A 12,811-nucleotide genomic window follows, 5' to 3' on the forward strand; every position below is an offset into this window, starting at 1 on the left:
GAAAGCGTAGCCAGGATAAGGGAAAGTGTGTCGATGAAATAGGGTGAGTTTAGTGCGGCCAGGCGCGCGCTCCCACAGGGAGAGGGAGAAAGCAGCCCGGATAAGGCGAAGCCGCATCCGGGAACAGAACAGAAACCTAGTTCTTACGCATCAGCAGCCAGAGACTAATCAGGAAGAACGAAGTACTTGGCAGCAACGCGCCAATAATCGGCGGTATGCCGTATACCAACGTCAGCGGGCCAAAAATCTGGTCCAGCAGGTAGAATACAAAGCCGAAGCTGATACCCGTCACCACGCGCACGCCCATCGGCACGCTACGCAGCGGGCCAAAGATAAACGACAGCGCCATCAGCATCATCACCGCCACGGAAAGCGGCTGGAAAATTTTGCTCCACATCTGAAGCTGATAACGCCCGGCATCCTGGCCGCTGGATTTCAGGTACTTCACATAGTTGTGCAGACCGCTAATCGACAGCGCATCAGGGTCCAGCGCCACCACGCCCAGTTTGTCCGGCGTGAGGTTGGTCTTCCAGGTACCGGTCAGCGTCTGTGTACCGGTCACTTGTTTCGGGTCGGTCAGGTTGGATTCATCCACCTGCGACAGCCGCCACAGCCGGGTGTCTTTATCGAACTTCGCTAAAGCGGCGTAGCGAACGGACTGCAAACGACGCTGATCGTTGAAGGAGTAAATACTCACCCCACCCAATTCATCATCGCTCTTCACCCGCTCAATATAGACAAAGGTCTCGCCATCTTTCGCCCACAACCCCTGTTGGGTGGAGAGCAGCGAACCGCCATACATTGACTGTGCGCGCTGGTTACGCGCCATTTGTTCGCCCTGAGGCGCCACCCATTCGCCAATCGCCATGGTTAACAGCACCAGCGGGATGGCCGTTTTCATCACTGACAGCGCTACCTGCATACGGGTGTAACCCGAAGCCTGCATCACCACCAGTTCACTACGCTGGGCCAACATCCCCAGCCCCAGGAGCGCGCCAAGCAACGCCGCCATCGGGAAGAAAATCTGAATATCTTTCGGCACGCTGAGGATGGTATAAAGCCCCGCCCCCATCGCGTCATAGCTGCCCTGCCCGGCCTTTTTCAACTGGTCGACAAATTTGATAATGCCGGAGAGCGACACCAGCATGAACAGCGTCATCATGATGGTGGAAAAAATGGTTTTGCCGATATAGCGGTCAAGTACGCCAAACGCTTGCATTATACCGCTCCTCTGCCCATCACACGGGCGCGAATCCTACGCATCGGTACCGTGTCCCACAAGTTCAGCCCCATCGCCAACGCCAGGTACGCCAGGTTAACCGCCCACATCCAAATCATCGGATCGATTTTGCCTTTTGCGGCATTGGATCGCAGGGAAGTTTGTAGCAAGAAGAACACCAGATACAACAGCATGGCGGGCAGCATCGACAGCACACGTCCCTGGCGCGGGTTCACCACGCTCAGCGGCACGACCATCAGCGCCATCATAAATACGGTGAATATCAGAGTCAGACGCCAGTGTAACTCGGCCTTAGCGCGTGGGGTATCCGTGCGCCACAGCGTATCAAGCCCCATCTGCTCGGTATCGTCCGGGTCCAGCGTTACCGCCTGGTGGCCGATAATCGCCTGATAATCTTTGAAATCGGTAACGCGGAAATCACGCAACAGCGCCGTCCCTTCAAAGCGGGTGCCGGTGTTCAGGGTCACGACCTGAGAGCCATCTTTCAGTTGTGCAAGTTGGCCGGAATCCGCTACCACCACAGAGGGGCGGGAATTGCCTTTCGTGCGAATCTGCGCCAGGAAGACATCGTGGAATTTGCTGCCTTCCACGCTTTCGATAAACAGCACCGAGTTACCGTCAGAGGCTGGCTGGAACTGCCCTTGCGCCAGTGCGGCCATGCCAGGGTTAGCTTTGGCGTCAGCCAGCACCGATTCCTGATGGCGCGATGACCAGGGGCTAAGCCACATGACGTTTGCCGCCGCCAGCGCACCGGTGAACAGCGCCAGAATCATCGCCGCTTTGACCAGCACCGCCCGGCTCAGGCCGCAGGCGTGCATGACCGTAATTTCACTCTCGGTATAAAGTTTGCCCAGCGTCATGAGCAGACCGAGGAACAGACTGAGCGGCAGGATAAGTTGCGCCATCTCTGGCACACCGAGGCCCAGTAGCGAGAGTACCAGGTTCGTGGGGATTTCGCCGTCGACCGCTGCGCCGAGGATCCTTACCAGTTTCTGACAGAAAAAGATCAGAAGCAGGATGAAGAGGATCGCAAACTGGCTTTTTAGCGTCTCCCGCGCAAGATATCTTATGATTATCACTTTATATTACGCCCGTAAAAACCAGTCTTTTTACTGGAAAATCGCTTGTTTCGTGGCTTAAACGTCATTTATTCTCTTGAGTCGTCGAAATCATCGCTAAGATTAATATACTCAGCGGTAAAACGTATCCGACCCGTATCTGACGTGCCGAAACCTAAGTATCGTTAAGATTAACACGAAGTCACCGCAACAGCGGACATGAGTTACGAAAGCTTGCAATTATATACTCAATGGATTTCGAGTTGCAGAAAGGCGGCGAGACTGTGAAGCCCCGTAACTTACGTTCAGTAAGTGGCTGGGGTAAGCAGGCGCAAGCCAACGCATCTGCGGTTTGAAAGAGGTCGAGTATATCTGTAGCCCCTGCTGTTGTCTTTAAGATTCAGGAGTATAGTGCATGGAGTTCAGTGTAAAAAGCGGTAGCCCGGAGAAACAGCGGAGTGCCTGCATCGTTGTGGGTGTTTTTGAGCCGCGCCGTCTCTCTCCGATTGCCGAGCAACTCGACAAGATCAGTGACGGCTATATCAGCGCACTGCTGCGCCGTGGCGAACTGGAAGGCAAACCGGGCCAGACCCTGCTGCTGCACCACGTTCCAAATGTCCTCTCCGAACGTATTCTGTTGATTGGTTGCGGCAAAGAACGCGAACTGGATGAACGCCAGTATAAGCAGGTCATTCAGAAAACCATTAATACCCTGAATGATACTGGTTCAATGGAAGCCGTTTGCTTCCTGACCGAGCTACACGTTAAAGGTCGCAATACCTACTGGAAAGTTCGCCAGGCGGTCGAAACAGCAAAAGAATCTCTGTACAGCTTTGACCAGTTGAAAACCAACAAGAGCGAGCCGCGTCGCCCGCTGCGTAAAATGGTCTTCAATGTGCCGACCCGTCGTGAACTGACCAGCGGCGAGCGCGCAATCCAGCATGGTCTGGCGATTGCTGCGGGCATCAAAGCGGCGAAAGATCTCGGCAACATGCCGCCGAACATCTGTAATGCAGCCTATCTGGCTTCTCAGGCGCGTCAACTGGCGGACTCTTACAGCAAAAATGTCATCACCCGCGTAATCGGTGAGCAGCAGATGCGCGAGCTGGGGATGCACTCTTACCTCGCGGTCGGCGCAGGCTCACAAAACGAATCGCTGATGTCGGTTATCGAATATAAAGGTAACCCGTCGGAAGACGTGCGTCCGATTGTCCTGGTCGGCAAAGGCCTGACCTTCGACTCCGGCGGTATCTCTATTAAGCCGTCCGAAGGGATGGACGAGATGAAGTACGACATGTGCGGCGCGGCGGCAGTGTACGGCGTGATGCGCATGGTGGCCGAACTGCAACTGCCGATTAACGTCATCGGCGTGCTGGCGGGCTGTGAAAACATGCCGGGCGGGCGCGCTTATCGTCCGGGCGACGTGCTGACCACCATGTCCGGCCAGACCGTTGAAGTGCTGAACACCGATGCCGAAGGCCGTCTGGTACTGTGCGACGTGCTCACCTATGTTGAGCGCTTCGAGCCGGAAGCGGTTATCGACGTGGCGACCCTGACCGGCGCATGTGTGATTGCCCTGGGCCATCACATCACCGGACTGATGTCGAACCATAACCCGCTGGCGCACGAGCTGATTGGCGCGTCCGAACAGGCGGGTGACCGCGCATGGCGTCTGCCGTTGGGTGATGAGTACTACGAGCAACTGGATTCCAATTTTGCCGATATGGCGAACATTGGCGGTCGTCCGGGCGGCGCGATTACCGCTGGGTGCTTCCTGTCCCGCTTTGCCCGTAAGTACAACTGGGCGCATCTGGACATCGCCGGTACCGCGTGGCGTTCCGGTAAAGCCAAAGGCGCAACCGGTCGTCCGGTGGCCATGCTGTCGCAGTTCCTGCTGAACCGCGCCGGGTTTACTGGCGAAGAGTAAGCGAAATCCCCTCACCCTTCCCCTCTCTCCTAAGGGGCGTGGGGACGGCATTCGCCCTCTCTCTTGAGGGCGAATGACCGGGTGAGGGTGGACGATTTAAATTCACCACAAGAAGCCCCATATCATGAAGAACGCCACGTTTTATCTTCTGGACAATGAGACCACCGTCGACGGCCTGAGCGCCGTGGAACAACTGGTGTGTGAGGTTGCCGCAGAACGTTGGCGCAATGGCAAACGCGTGCTGATTGCCTGTGAGGACGAGCAGCAAGCGCTGCGACTGGATGAAGCGCTGTGGGCAAGGCCGCCGGAGAGTTTTGTACCGCATAACCTCGCCGGAGAAGGCCCCAGAGGCGGTGCGCCTGTTGAGATAGCCTGGCCGCAAAAGCGCAACGGCAGCCCGCGCGATATTCTCATCAGTTTGCGGACAAACTTTGCAGATTTTGCCACCGCTTTCACAGAAGTGATAGACTTCGTTCCTTACGAAGATTCTTTGAAACAACTGGCTCGCGAACGCTATAAAGCCTATCGCATGGCTGGTTTCAACCTGAACACGGCAACCTGGAAATAATGGAAAAGACATACAACCCCCAAGAGATCGAACAGCCGCTTTACGAGCATTGGGAAAAGCAGGGCTACTTCAAACCGAATGGCGATGAAAGCCAGGAAAGCTTCTGCATCATGATCCCTCCGCCGAACGTCACCGGCAGTTTGCACATGGGTCACGCCTTCCAGCAGACCATCATGGATACCATGATTCGCTACCAGCGCATGCAGGGCAAAAACACCCTGTGGCAGGCCGGTACCGACCACGCGGGTATCGCAACCCAGATGGTGGTTGAGCGTAAGATTGCCGCCGAAGAAGGTAAAACCCGCCACGATTATGGCCGCGACGCCTTTATCGACAAAATCTGGCAGTGGAAGGCAGAATCCGGCGGCACCATTACCCGCCAGATGCGCCGTCTGGGCAACTCCGTGGATTGGGAGCGCGAGCGCTTCACCATGGACGAAGGGCTCTCCAACGCCGTGAAAGAAGTCTTTGTCCGCCTGTACAAAGAAGACCTGATTTACCGTGGTAAGCGCCTGGTGAACTGGGACCCGAAACTGCGCACCGCGATTTCCGACCTCGAAGTGGAAAACCGCGAGTCCAAAGGGTCCATGTGGCACATTCGCTACCCGCTGGCTGACGGCGCGAAAACCGCCGACGGCAAAGATTATCTGGTTGTCGCCACCACCCGTCCGGAAACCCTGCTGGGCGATACCGGCGTGGCGGTGAACCCGGAAGACCCGCGTTACAAAGACCTGATTGGTAAATATGTGGTTCTGCCGCTGGTGAATCGCCGTATTCCTATCGTGGGCGACGAACACGCCGACATGGAAAAAGGCACCGGCTGCGTGAAAATCACCCCGGCGCACGACTTTAATGACTACGAAGTGGGCCGTCGTCATCAGCTTCCGATGATCAACATTCTGACCTTTGATGGCGATATCCGCGAAACGGCGGAAGTGTACGACACCAAAGGCAACGAATCCGACGTCTATTCAAATGAAATCCCGGCGGAGTTCCAGAAACTGGAACGCTTTGCGGCGCGTAAAGCCATCGTTGCTGCCGTTGACACGCTGGGCCTGCTGGAAGAGATCAAACCACACGACCTGACCGTACCTTACGGCGACCGTGGCGGCGTGGTTATCGAACCGATGCTGACCGACCAGTGGTATGTACGTGCCGATGTGCTGGCGAAACCGGCGGTTGAAGCGGTTGAGAATGGCGAGATCCAGTTTGTGCCGAAGCAGTACGAAAACATGTACTTCTCCTGGATGCGCGATATTCAGGACTGGTGTATCTCCCGTCAGTTATGGTGGGGCCACCGCATCCCGGCGTGGTACGACAACAACGGCAATGTCTATGTGGGTCGTAACGAAGCCGAAGTGCGCCAGGAAAATAACCTGGGCGCCGATGTTGCCCTGCGCCAGGACGAAGACGTACTGGACACCTGGTTCTCCTCTGCCCTGTGGACCTTCTCTACCCTCGGCTGGCCGGAAAACACCGATGCCCTGCGTCAGTTCCACCCGAGCACCGTGATGGTCTCTGGCTTCGACATCATCTTCTTCTGGATTGCCCGCATGATCATGATGACCATGCACTTCATCAAAGATGAAAACGGCAAGCCGCAGGTGCCGTTCCATACCGTCTACATGACCGGTCTGATTCGTGATGACGAAGGCCAGAAGATGTCCAAATCCAAGGGTAACGTTATTGACCCGCTGGATATGGTGGACGGTATCTCTCTGGCGGATCTGCTGGAGAAACGTACCGGCAACATGATGCAGCCGCAACTGGCGGAAAAAATCCGCAAGCGCACCGAGAAGCAGTTCCCGAACGGCATTGAGCCGCACGGCACCGACGCCCTGCGCTTCACCCTGGCCGCGCTGGCCTCGACCGGTCGCGACATCAACTGGGATATGAAGCGTCTGGAAGGTTACCGCAACTTCTGTAACAAGCTGTGGAACGCCAGCCGTTTCGTGCTGATGAATACCGAAGACCAGGATTGCGGCTTCAACGGCGGCGAGATGGTACTGTCGCTGGCGGACCGTTGGATCCTGGCGGAATTCAACCAGACCGTGAAAGCATACCGTGAAGCGCTGGATAACTTCCGCTTCGATATCGCCGCGGGCATCCTGTATGAATTCACCTGGAACCAGTTCTGTGACTGGTATCTGGAGCTGACCAAGCCAGTGATGAGCGGCGGTTCTGAGGCAGAGTTGCGCGGCACGCGTAACACGCTGGTGAACGTGCTGGAAGCGCTGCTGCGTCTGGCGCATCCGATCATTCCGTTTATCACGGAAACCATCTGGCAGCGCGTGAAAGTGCTGAAAGGCATTACCGCCGATACCATCATGCTGCAGCCTATCCCGCAGTACGATGCGTCTCAGGTTGATGAAGCGGCGCTGGCTGATACCGAATGGCTGAAACAGGCGATCGTGGCGGTACGTAATATCCGTGCCGAAATGAACATCTCCCCGGGCAAACCGCTGGAGCTGCTGCTGCGTGGTTGCAGTAAAGATGCGGAGCGTCGCGTGAATGACAACCGCAGCTTCCTGCTGAATCTGGCGCGTCTGGAAAGCATCACGGTTCTGCCAGCCGATGATAAAGGTCCGGTTTCCGTGACCAGGATTATCGATGGCGCGGAGCTGCTGATCCCCATGGCAGGTCTGATTAACAAAGAAGACGAGCTGGCGCGTCTGGCGAAAGAAGTGGCGAAGATCGACGCGGAAATTGGCCGTATCGAAAGCAAACTGTCCAACGAAGGTTTTGTGGCGCGCGCACCGGAAGCGGTGATTGCCAAAGAGCGTGAGAAGCTGGACGGCTATGCAGAGGCCAAAACCAAGCTGATTGAACAGCAGGCCGTTATTAGCGCGCTGTAATCGGGCTGCACATGAAAAAGCCGGGCTTCGATAGCCCGGCTTTTTTTGTCCCACAATTCAGGGGGGAAACTCTCAGGTAATCCCCGGTGGCGCTGCGCTTACCGGGGCTACAAACAGCATCACGCATCCGGGAACGTCTGACTTAAAACACCGCCGGGAAAAACGACAACCCGCGCGCCAGCAGGTTCGCCGGATCTTTTGCCGGTTGCTGACCGTGGTTTTCCAGCGTCAGATTCTGCAACTCACCGTGAACATGCGTATTTTCCAGCACATAGCGGGTAAAGCGGACTTTTGCCCATGGATATGCCAGGAAAAGCGTAATCATGCACACCAGCGTATTGCTGATAGACAACCACAGCACGCGCCCAATAGTCACGGTCGATGAGAAGCGAATATGCCCGGCCAGCGTGACCTGCCCGTAAATATAATTACGCATTTTCACGAAGGCATAGATAAAGCAGACAATAATACCGAACAGGTAAACCAGATAGGCCAGCGCGATTTTGCCGTAGAATGGCCCGGCTAACATCGCCAGTTGTTCCGGGCTATCGCCCACAGCCTGAGAATATTGCATCAGCGTAAAGAAGGCCGGCACGATGATAAACAACGCCAGTGCCAGGAACGGGAAGAGCAGCAGCATGGAGAACAGCGCTATCCAGATGCACTTCTTGATGGAGTAGGTTGCGGCAAATTTCTGCGTACCGTACTGCAGATTATTCACCAGCATGCCATACCACTGGGCGGTATAAACCCCCTGCATAATGGCGGAACCCAGCAGCAACGCCAGCGTACCAACGCCAATACCCACAATAATCGCGGTATAGGAACCCATGCTGAGAGTGCTCGACATAAACAGCGAAAACACCACCACAGAGACCGTCATAATTAACAACGGGCAGCCCAGCATAACCCACCAGGCGCGCAGCGGGCTGGCGTAAAAGCTAAAGCGCACATTATTAATTTCCGTCATCAGGAATTGATAACGCAGGCCCTGCGTCACCAGCCATGGGAAGAAAAGTAAAAACAACCCTATCATACATAGGGATAACACCACGTTATTATGCGCCATGTTAATCAGAAATATGATATACAGCACCATGAGGCACAGCCAGCCTACAAATACTGAACGTCCGGTGGCGTGGTAAGAAAAACGCGCCCCTTCCAGATCGGTATTCTCATAAAAATAACGGCGGGCACGCACCAGCGCCCAAGGCAGAAACAACCCGAGGGTAACGACGGTGAGTAAAACGTTTACCAGCCAGATCCAGAAATATCCCGCGCCACTGCCCTGGAACACAAAATTCCGGGAAGGCGTCGCCGCAGCACCACCATTTTCAAAAGTCATAACAATCCTTATCGTAAATCAGAAACAACGCTAATTAAGCCATAGAAATATTGCGGTATTTTTATTTCCGTTATTAAGTTTAGTAAACTTTGTACTAAAAATGTAGCGCCCAATATTACTGGTCTTGTCAGCACAGAAAAGTGATGGTATGGCAGGAAAACGACGATAAAAGCAAATAAAGGCCGAAGCAGAGTCCGGCCTTTTGGTTTTATATGAAAGGAGCTATCGGCATCACGCCGCGGGAAAGCAGGGCGATAAAACCTTTTTCAACCTGCTCGTCATGATCCGTCAACACTACGTCGTCCAAATCTCCTTCAACATGGGTATGAAGGGCCTGGTAACGGATAAAACGTATTTTCATCCACGGATAGGCAAGGCCGAGCGTGATCCCGGAGACGAAGACCAGCAAAACCAGTTGTATCACAACGCCATAGAACGTCAGGGTGGAAGTAAAACGAATACGTCCTTCCGCCAGCGTCAAACCATTCATTAAATGGTTGCGGAAGGCCTGCCAGAGATAAGCCGATGAGATCAGAATGCCGCCAATATAGAGCAGATAGCACAGCAGAATTTGCCCTGGAAACCCTGAGGGCTCGAAATCCTCCGAGCCGTTAATCGTATGCAGCATCGCCATACTGCTATTGGAGATCGAAAGTAAGTAAAACATTAGCCCCATAAACGGAACCAGAATACCTAATGAGAAGAGGCAGGCTTTAATACAGTACTTCGTGCTGACACGAATATCGAATTTATGGACGCCGAACTGACCACCTTTCCCGATCAGAGATAGCCATTTGGCATACACATAGCCATTGCTCACGCCCATGCCCACGATTCCGAGCAGTGCCAGCGTAATAATCTTCGCCAGTAAGCTGTCAAAATTGTAACCGCTGAACATCATACTCCCAATACCATAGAGAACCACGCATAATAAAATAGCCAGTAATGTCGGCAGGCCCATCATTACCCACCAGGCTTTTTTCATTGAACAATGAAAGGCGAAACGAACATTATTTAATGTCGTCATCAGTGCATTGTATTGCAGGCTTTTCACCATAAAAAAAGGCATGACCAGCATTACCAGAAAAATGGCCAGCGAACCTAAGAGTGGATTACAAATTTCCGCTACAACGATGATGATTGAAATTAATACCGACATGAGCAACCAACTCATAAACAGTGCTCCACCCTTTGCATGATAGCCAAAGCGTGCGCCGTTTAACTCCATGTTTTCGTAAACGTAGCGCCGGGAGCGCACCATTGCCCAGGGCACATAAACCCCTAACGTAATGATACTCAGCAGAACATTAACCAGCGAAATGAGAAAATAATCCAGACCCTTGCCATGAAAGATAAATGTTTGTCGGAAATTATTCTTATAACGGACATCACCGTTCATAACTACATCATCCTTAAATATAAACATTGATTTGATAAATAATGATTATCACTTCCGTGAAGCGCGCTACGATAACGTATACCCTAATAAATCACAGCATAATTAAACGACTTGCGGCTACTTTCAGAGAGTGCTATTAAATACGCATATAAATGCATATATTTTTATTGAGTGAGTGTATGAATGTTGTGGCCAAGCAGAGCGTGACATTACGCCGGATGACTGCCGACGATAATGCCGCGATTGCCTCCGTTATTCGTCGGGTTTCTGCCGAATACGGTCTTACCGCTGATAAAGGCTATACCGTGGCGGACCCCAATCTGGACGAGCTGTACCAACTCTACAGCCAGCCGGGGCACGCCTATTGGGTGGTGGAACAGGATGGCCAGGTGGTGGGCGGCGGCGGTGTCGCCCCGCTGAAATGTAGCGAGCCGGATATCTGCGAATTGCAAAAAATGTATTTCCTGCCTGCCGCGCGCGGCCAGGGGCTGGCGAAGAAACTGGCGCTGCTGGCACTTGAACACGCCCGTACGCAGGGCTTCACCCGTTGTTATCTGGAAACTACCGCGTTCTTAAAAGAGGCGATTGGCCTGTATGAGCATCTCGGATTTAGCCATATCAGCGGGCCGCTGGGCTGTACCGGGCATGTAGATTGCGAAGTGCGAATGCTGAAAACACTCTAAGTTGTTCCCGGTCCTTTCCTTTTCTACGGGAAAGGACCGGAACCTCATCTTTACTGATTCTCCGGCGCCATAATCAGACGAATCATTCCCGCAGCCTGATCCTGGGGCAACGTCAGCACGTTACGCCACAAGTCCTGCACAATGTCGCAGGCGACTTTTTCTTTGCCGACGCCTTTGCGCGGGTCCGGCATGATCTCAATATCCTGACCGTATTTCTTGACCAGCGACGCAATAATTGGCTGCAGATGCTGCTGTGCGTCCTGGCGCTCTTTATCTGTCACCGTGTGTCGGTTGACGCCGTAGGCAGCGCGCATCATCGCGGCATCAATATTCATGCGTTTCATCAGGAAATCGCTCGACAACATTTTCGCGGGATTGATCCCCCCTTTCACCGCCGGGAACAGGAAACGAAAGCAATTATCATCGCTGACTTTCTGAATGGCCACGGTTTGCTCCATATTGATCTGCATATAAGCAATCACGTTCTCATCCGGGGCGTTTTGTAAACGCACCATTTGTACCCCGACAATCTGCGGTTGAATATAATCAATAATCTGCTGAGGGGTTTTCCCCTCTTTTTCCATTTTTTTCGCCGTGCTGCGAATAGTTTCCAGCAACTGCGGCTCTTGTTCACGCAACACCTGGTATGTCGGCATGCTGCTTATCGCACGGAACGCCACGTCCATTTGCGACTCACCGCTATTTTGCAGTAAGGGTGCAATATACTGCCGATAGCCCACGTTCCAGACCACAATAGCAACCGCAACAATCACCGCCGAGGTGATGCCGCCGATTTTCCCTTTCCGGCGCAGATACTGCGTCAGTGCTGTCGCCAGGCCAGCGACGAGGGCGGAGAGTAGAATAGACGTCCAGTTCATTTCAGGTTCCTTGTAACCATTTTGCTGATTGTTGTACCAGCCCGGCGAGGATTGTCACCTGGCGAGCGAAATAACTACGGATTCTGGCAGGTCAGCCCGGCACACCGCTGTGAAAACGAAACTCGGGATCCGGCGAGGTGATCAGTTCGGCTTCAATCTCACCGAAATAGCGAACCCGTGGCGCGATATCCGTTTCCGAGACCTGTTGTGCCAGCGCAAGATAATCCTGATAGTGGCGGGCTTCGGAACGCAGCAATGACAGATAGAATTTCTGTAATTCCTCTTCCAGATACGGGGCCAGCGCGGCAAAACGTTCGCAGGAGCGCGCCTCGATATAGGCACCGCAAATCAGCTTGTCGATAAGCGTAAGCGGCTCATGGGTACGCACACCTTTGAGCATCCCTTTCGCATAGCGGCTGGCAGTGATTTTCACATAAGGAATATTGCGGGCAAGCATAGCTTCGCGTACCTGCCAGAAATGGTGCAACTCTTCTTTGATAAGCAGCACCATGCTGTCGATCAGCGCCCTGCCCCACGGATCATCCGCTTTCGGCATCGCGCCTTTGGCGATCTGCTTGTGCAACGCTACAAAGTCCGGTTCCGGCCCTTCACGAAAGGTAAAAGCTTCATAGGGTTTCAGCCATTCAAGTAGCGCATCGGCCCCACTTTTATCCGCCACATATTTACGCACCAGCAGCATGGCGGTTTGCGCGGCTTTCAATTCGCAGACCATATGATCGGTGAGCAACAGCGGAAGGTTTTGCGGGTCGCGGGCTTTATCTATCCAGGCCTGAGGTGTTGGGCAATGCAGAAAGTGTAAAACCGGGGAGAGTATTTGCGGGTAATCCATGGCTGTTC

The 12,811-nt window shown here is 53.7% G+C and carries 11 protein-coding genes; 4 read left to right on the forward strand and 7 right to left on the reverse strand.

Going from position 1 to position 12,811, the window contains the following annotated elements; translation table 11 throughout:
* Positions 1 to 136: 136 nt before the first annotated feature.
* From lptG to ACS0RQ_RS24515, 3 genes are all read right to left on the reverse strand, one after another.
* The gene (gene lptG / locus ACS0RQ_RS24505) at positions 137 to 1,219 is read right to left on the reverse strand and encodes an LPS export ABC transporter permease LptG (protein WP_039076900.1); all 1,083 of its coding nucleotides are present in this window, start codon (positions 1,217 to 1,219) and stop codon (positions 137 to 139) included.
* On the reverse strand, positions 1,219 to 2,319 hold the full coding sequence (gene lptF / locus ACS0RQ_RS24510; protein WP_110295140.1) for an LPS export ABC transporter permease LptF: 1,101 nt from the start codon (positions 2,317 to 2,319) through the stop codon (positions 1,219 to 1,221). The genes lptG and lptF overlap by 1 nt, the downstream gene beginning before the upstream one ends.
* 64 nt (positions 2,320 to 2,383) lie before the next feature.
* Positions 2,384 to 2,434: a hypothetical protein gene (locus ACS0RQ_RS24515; protein ID WP_216637209.1), complete on the reverse strand. Its 51-nt coding sequence runs from the start codon at positions 2,432 to 2,434 to the stop codon at positions 2,384 to 2,386.
* 279 nt (positions 2,435 to 2,713) lie between these two features.
* Here ACS0RQ_RS24515 and pepA point away from each other — a divergent pair, with 279 nt between their 5' ends.
* The 3 genes from pepA (at position 2,714) to ACS0RQ_RS24530 (ending at position 7,648) form a co-directional block, all read left to right on the forward strand.
* Positions 2,714 to 4,225: a leucyl aminopeptidase gene (gene pepA, locus ACS0RQ_RS24520; protein ID WP_039076902.1), complete on the forward strand. Its 1,512-nt coding sequence runs from the start codon at positions 2,714 to 2,716 to the stop codon at positions 4,223 to 4,225.
* A 124-nt stretch (positions 4,226 to 4,349) separates the two neighbouring features.
* The gene (gene holC / locus ACS0RQ_RS24525) at positions 4,350 to 4,793 is read left to right on the forward strand and encodes a DNA polymerase III subunit chi (protein ID WP_039076903.1); all 444 of its coding nucleotides are present in this window, start codon (positions 4,350 to 4,352) and stop codon (positions 4,791 to 4,793) included.
* Entirely contained in the window at positions 4,793 to 7,648 is a 2,856-nt protein-coding gene (locus ACS0RQ_RS24530; protein WP_271848680.1) for a valine--tRNA ligase, read from the forward strand. The genes holC and ACS0RQ_RS24530 overlap by 1 nt, the downstream gene beginning before the upstream one ends.
* Positions 7,649 to 7,790: 142 nt before the next feature.
* On the opposite strand, the gene ACS0RQ_RS24535 is transcribed toward ACS0RQ_RS24530, so the two are convergent.
* Positions 7,791 to 8,993, reverse strand: a complete 1,203-nt coding sequence (locus ACS0RQ_RS24535; RefSeq protein ID WP_271848679.1) for a YjgN family protein — start codon at positions 8,991 to 8,993, stop codon at positions 7,791 to 7,793.
* Between the two features lie 208 nt (positions 8,994 to 9,201).
* Complete coding sequence (locus ACS0RQ_RS24540; RefSeq protein ID WP_271848678.1) at positions 9,202 to 10,392, reverse strand: YjgN family protein; 1,191 nt, start codon at positions 10,390 to 10,392, stop codon at positions 9,202 to 9,204.
* 179 nt (positions 10,393 to 10,571) lie between these two features.
* Between ACS0RQ_RS24540 and ACS0RQ_RS24545 the strand changes: the two genes are divergently transcribed.
* On the forward strand, positions 10,572 to 11,075 hold the full coding sequence (locus ACS0RQ_RS24545; RefSeq protein ID WP_039077718.1) for a GNAT family N-acetyltransferase: 504 nt from the start codon (positions 10,572 to 10,574) through the stop codon (positions 11,073 to 11,075).
* A 50-nt stretch (positions 11,076 to 11,125) separates the two neighbouring features.
* Here ACS0RQ_RS24545 and ACS0RQ_RS24550 read toward each other — a convergent pair whose 3' ends face one another.
* Both ACS0RQ_RS24550 and miaE read right to left on the reverse strand, forming a co-directional pair.
* Positions 11,126 to 11,953: a topoisomerase II gene (locus ACS0RQ_RS24550; RefSeq protein WP_271848677.1), complete on the reverse strand. Its 828-nt coding sequence runs from the start codon at positions 11,951 to 11,953 to the stop codon at positions 11,126 to 11,128.
* A gap of 91 nt (positions 11,954 to 12,044) precedes the next feature.
* The gene (gene miaE, locus ACS0RQ_RS24555) at positions 12,045 to 12,803 is read right to left on the reverse strand and encodes a tRNA isopentenyl-2-thiomethyl-A-37 hydroxylase MiaE (RefSeq protein WP_039077720.1); all 759 of its coding nucleotides are present in this window, start codon (positions 12,801 to 12,803) and stop codon (positions 12,045 to 12,047) included.
* Between the last annotated feature and the right edge of the window lie 8 nt (positions 12,804 to 12,811).

The organism is Phytobacter diazotrophicus, from assembly GCF_052061655.1.
In the GTDB taxonomy this organism is placed as follows: Bacteria; Pseudomonadota; Gammaproteobacteria; order Enterobacterales; family Enterobacteriaceae; genus Phytobacter; species Phytobacter diazotrophicus.

Coding starts and splice junctions, on each gene's coding strand:
- ACS0RQ_RS24535 (WP_271848679.1), bottom strand. CDS start 8,993: ATGACTTTTGAAAATGGTGGTGCTGCGGCGACGCCTTCCCGGAATTTT.
- miaE (WP_039077720.1), bottom strand. CDS start 12,803: ATGGATTACCCGCAAATACTCTCCCCGGTTTTACACTTTCTGCATTGC.
- lptG (WP_039076900.1), bottom strand. CDS start 1,219: ATGCAAGCGTTTGGCGTACTTGACCGCTATATCGGCAAAACCATTTTT.
- pepA (WP_039076902.1), top strand. CDS start 2,714: ATGGAGTTCAGTGTAAAAAGCGGTAGCCCGGAGAAACAGCGGAGTGCC.
- ACS0RQ_RS24540 (WP_271848678.1), bottom strand. CDS start 10,392: ATGAACGGTGATGTCCGTTATAAGAATAATTTCCGACAAACATTTATC.
- holC (WP_039076903.1), top strand. CDS start 4,350: ATGAAGAACGCCACGTTTTATCTTCTGGACAATGAGACCACCGTCGAC.
- ACS0RQ_RS24530 (WP_271848680.1), top strand. CDS start 4,793: ATGGAAAAGACATACAACCCCCAAGAGATCGAACAGCCGCTTTACGAG.
- ACS0RQ_RS24545 (WP_039077718.1), top strand. CDS start 10,572: ATGAATGTTGTGGCCAAGCAGAGCGTGACATTACGCCGGATGACTGCC.
- ACS0RQ_RS24550 (WP_271848677.1), bottom strand. CDS start 11,953: ATGAACTGGACGTCTATTCTACTCTCCGCCCTCGTCGCTGGCCTGGCG.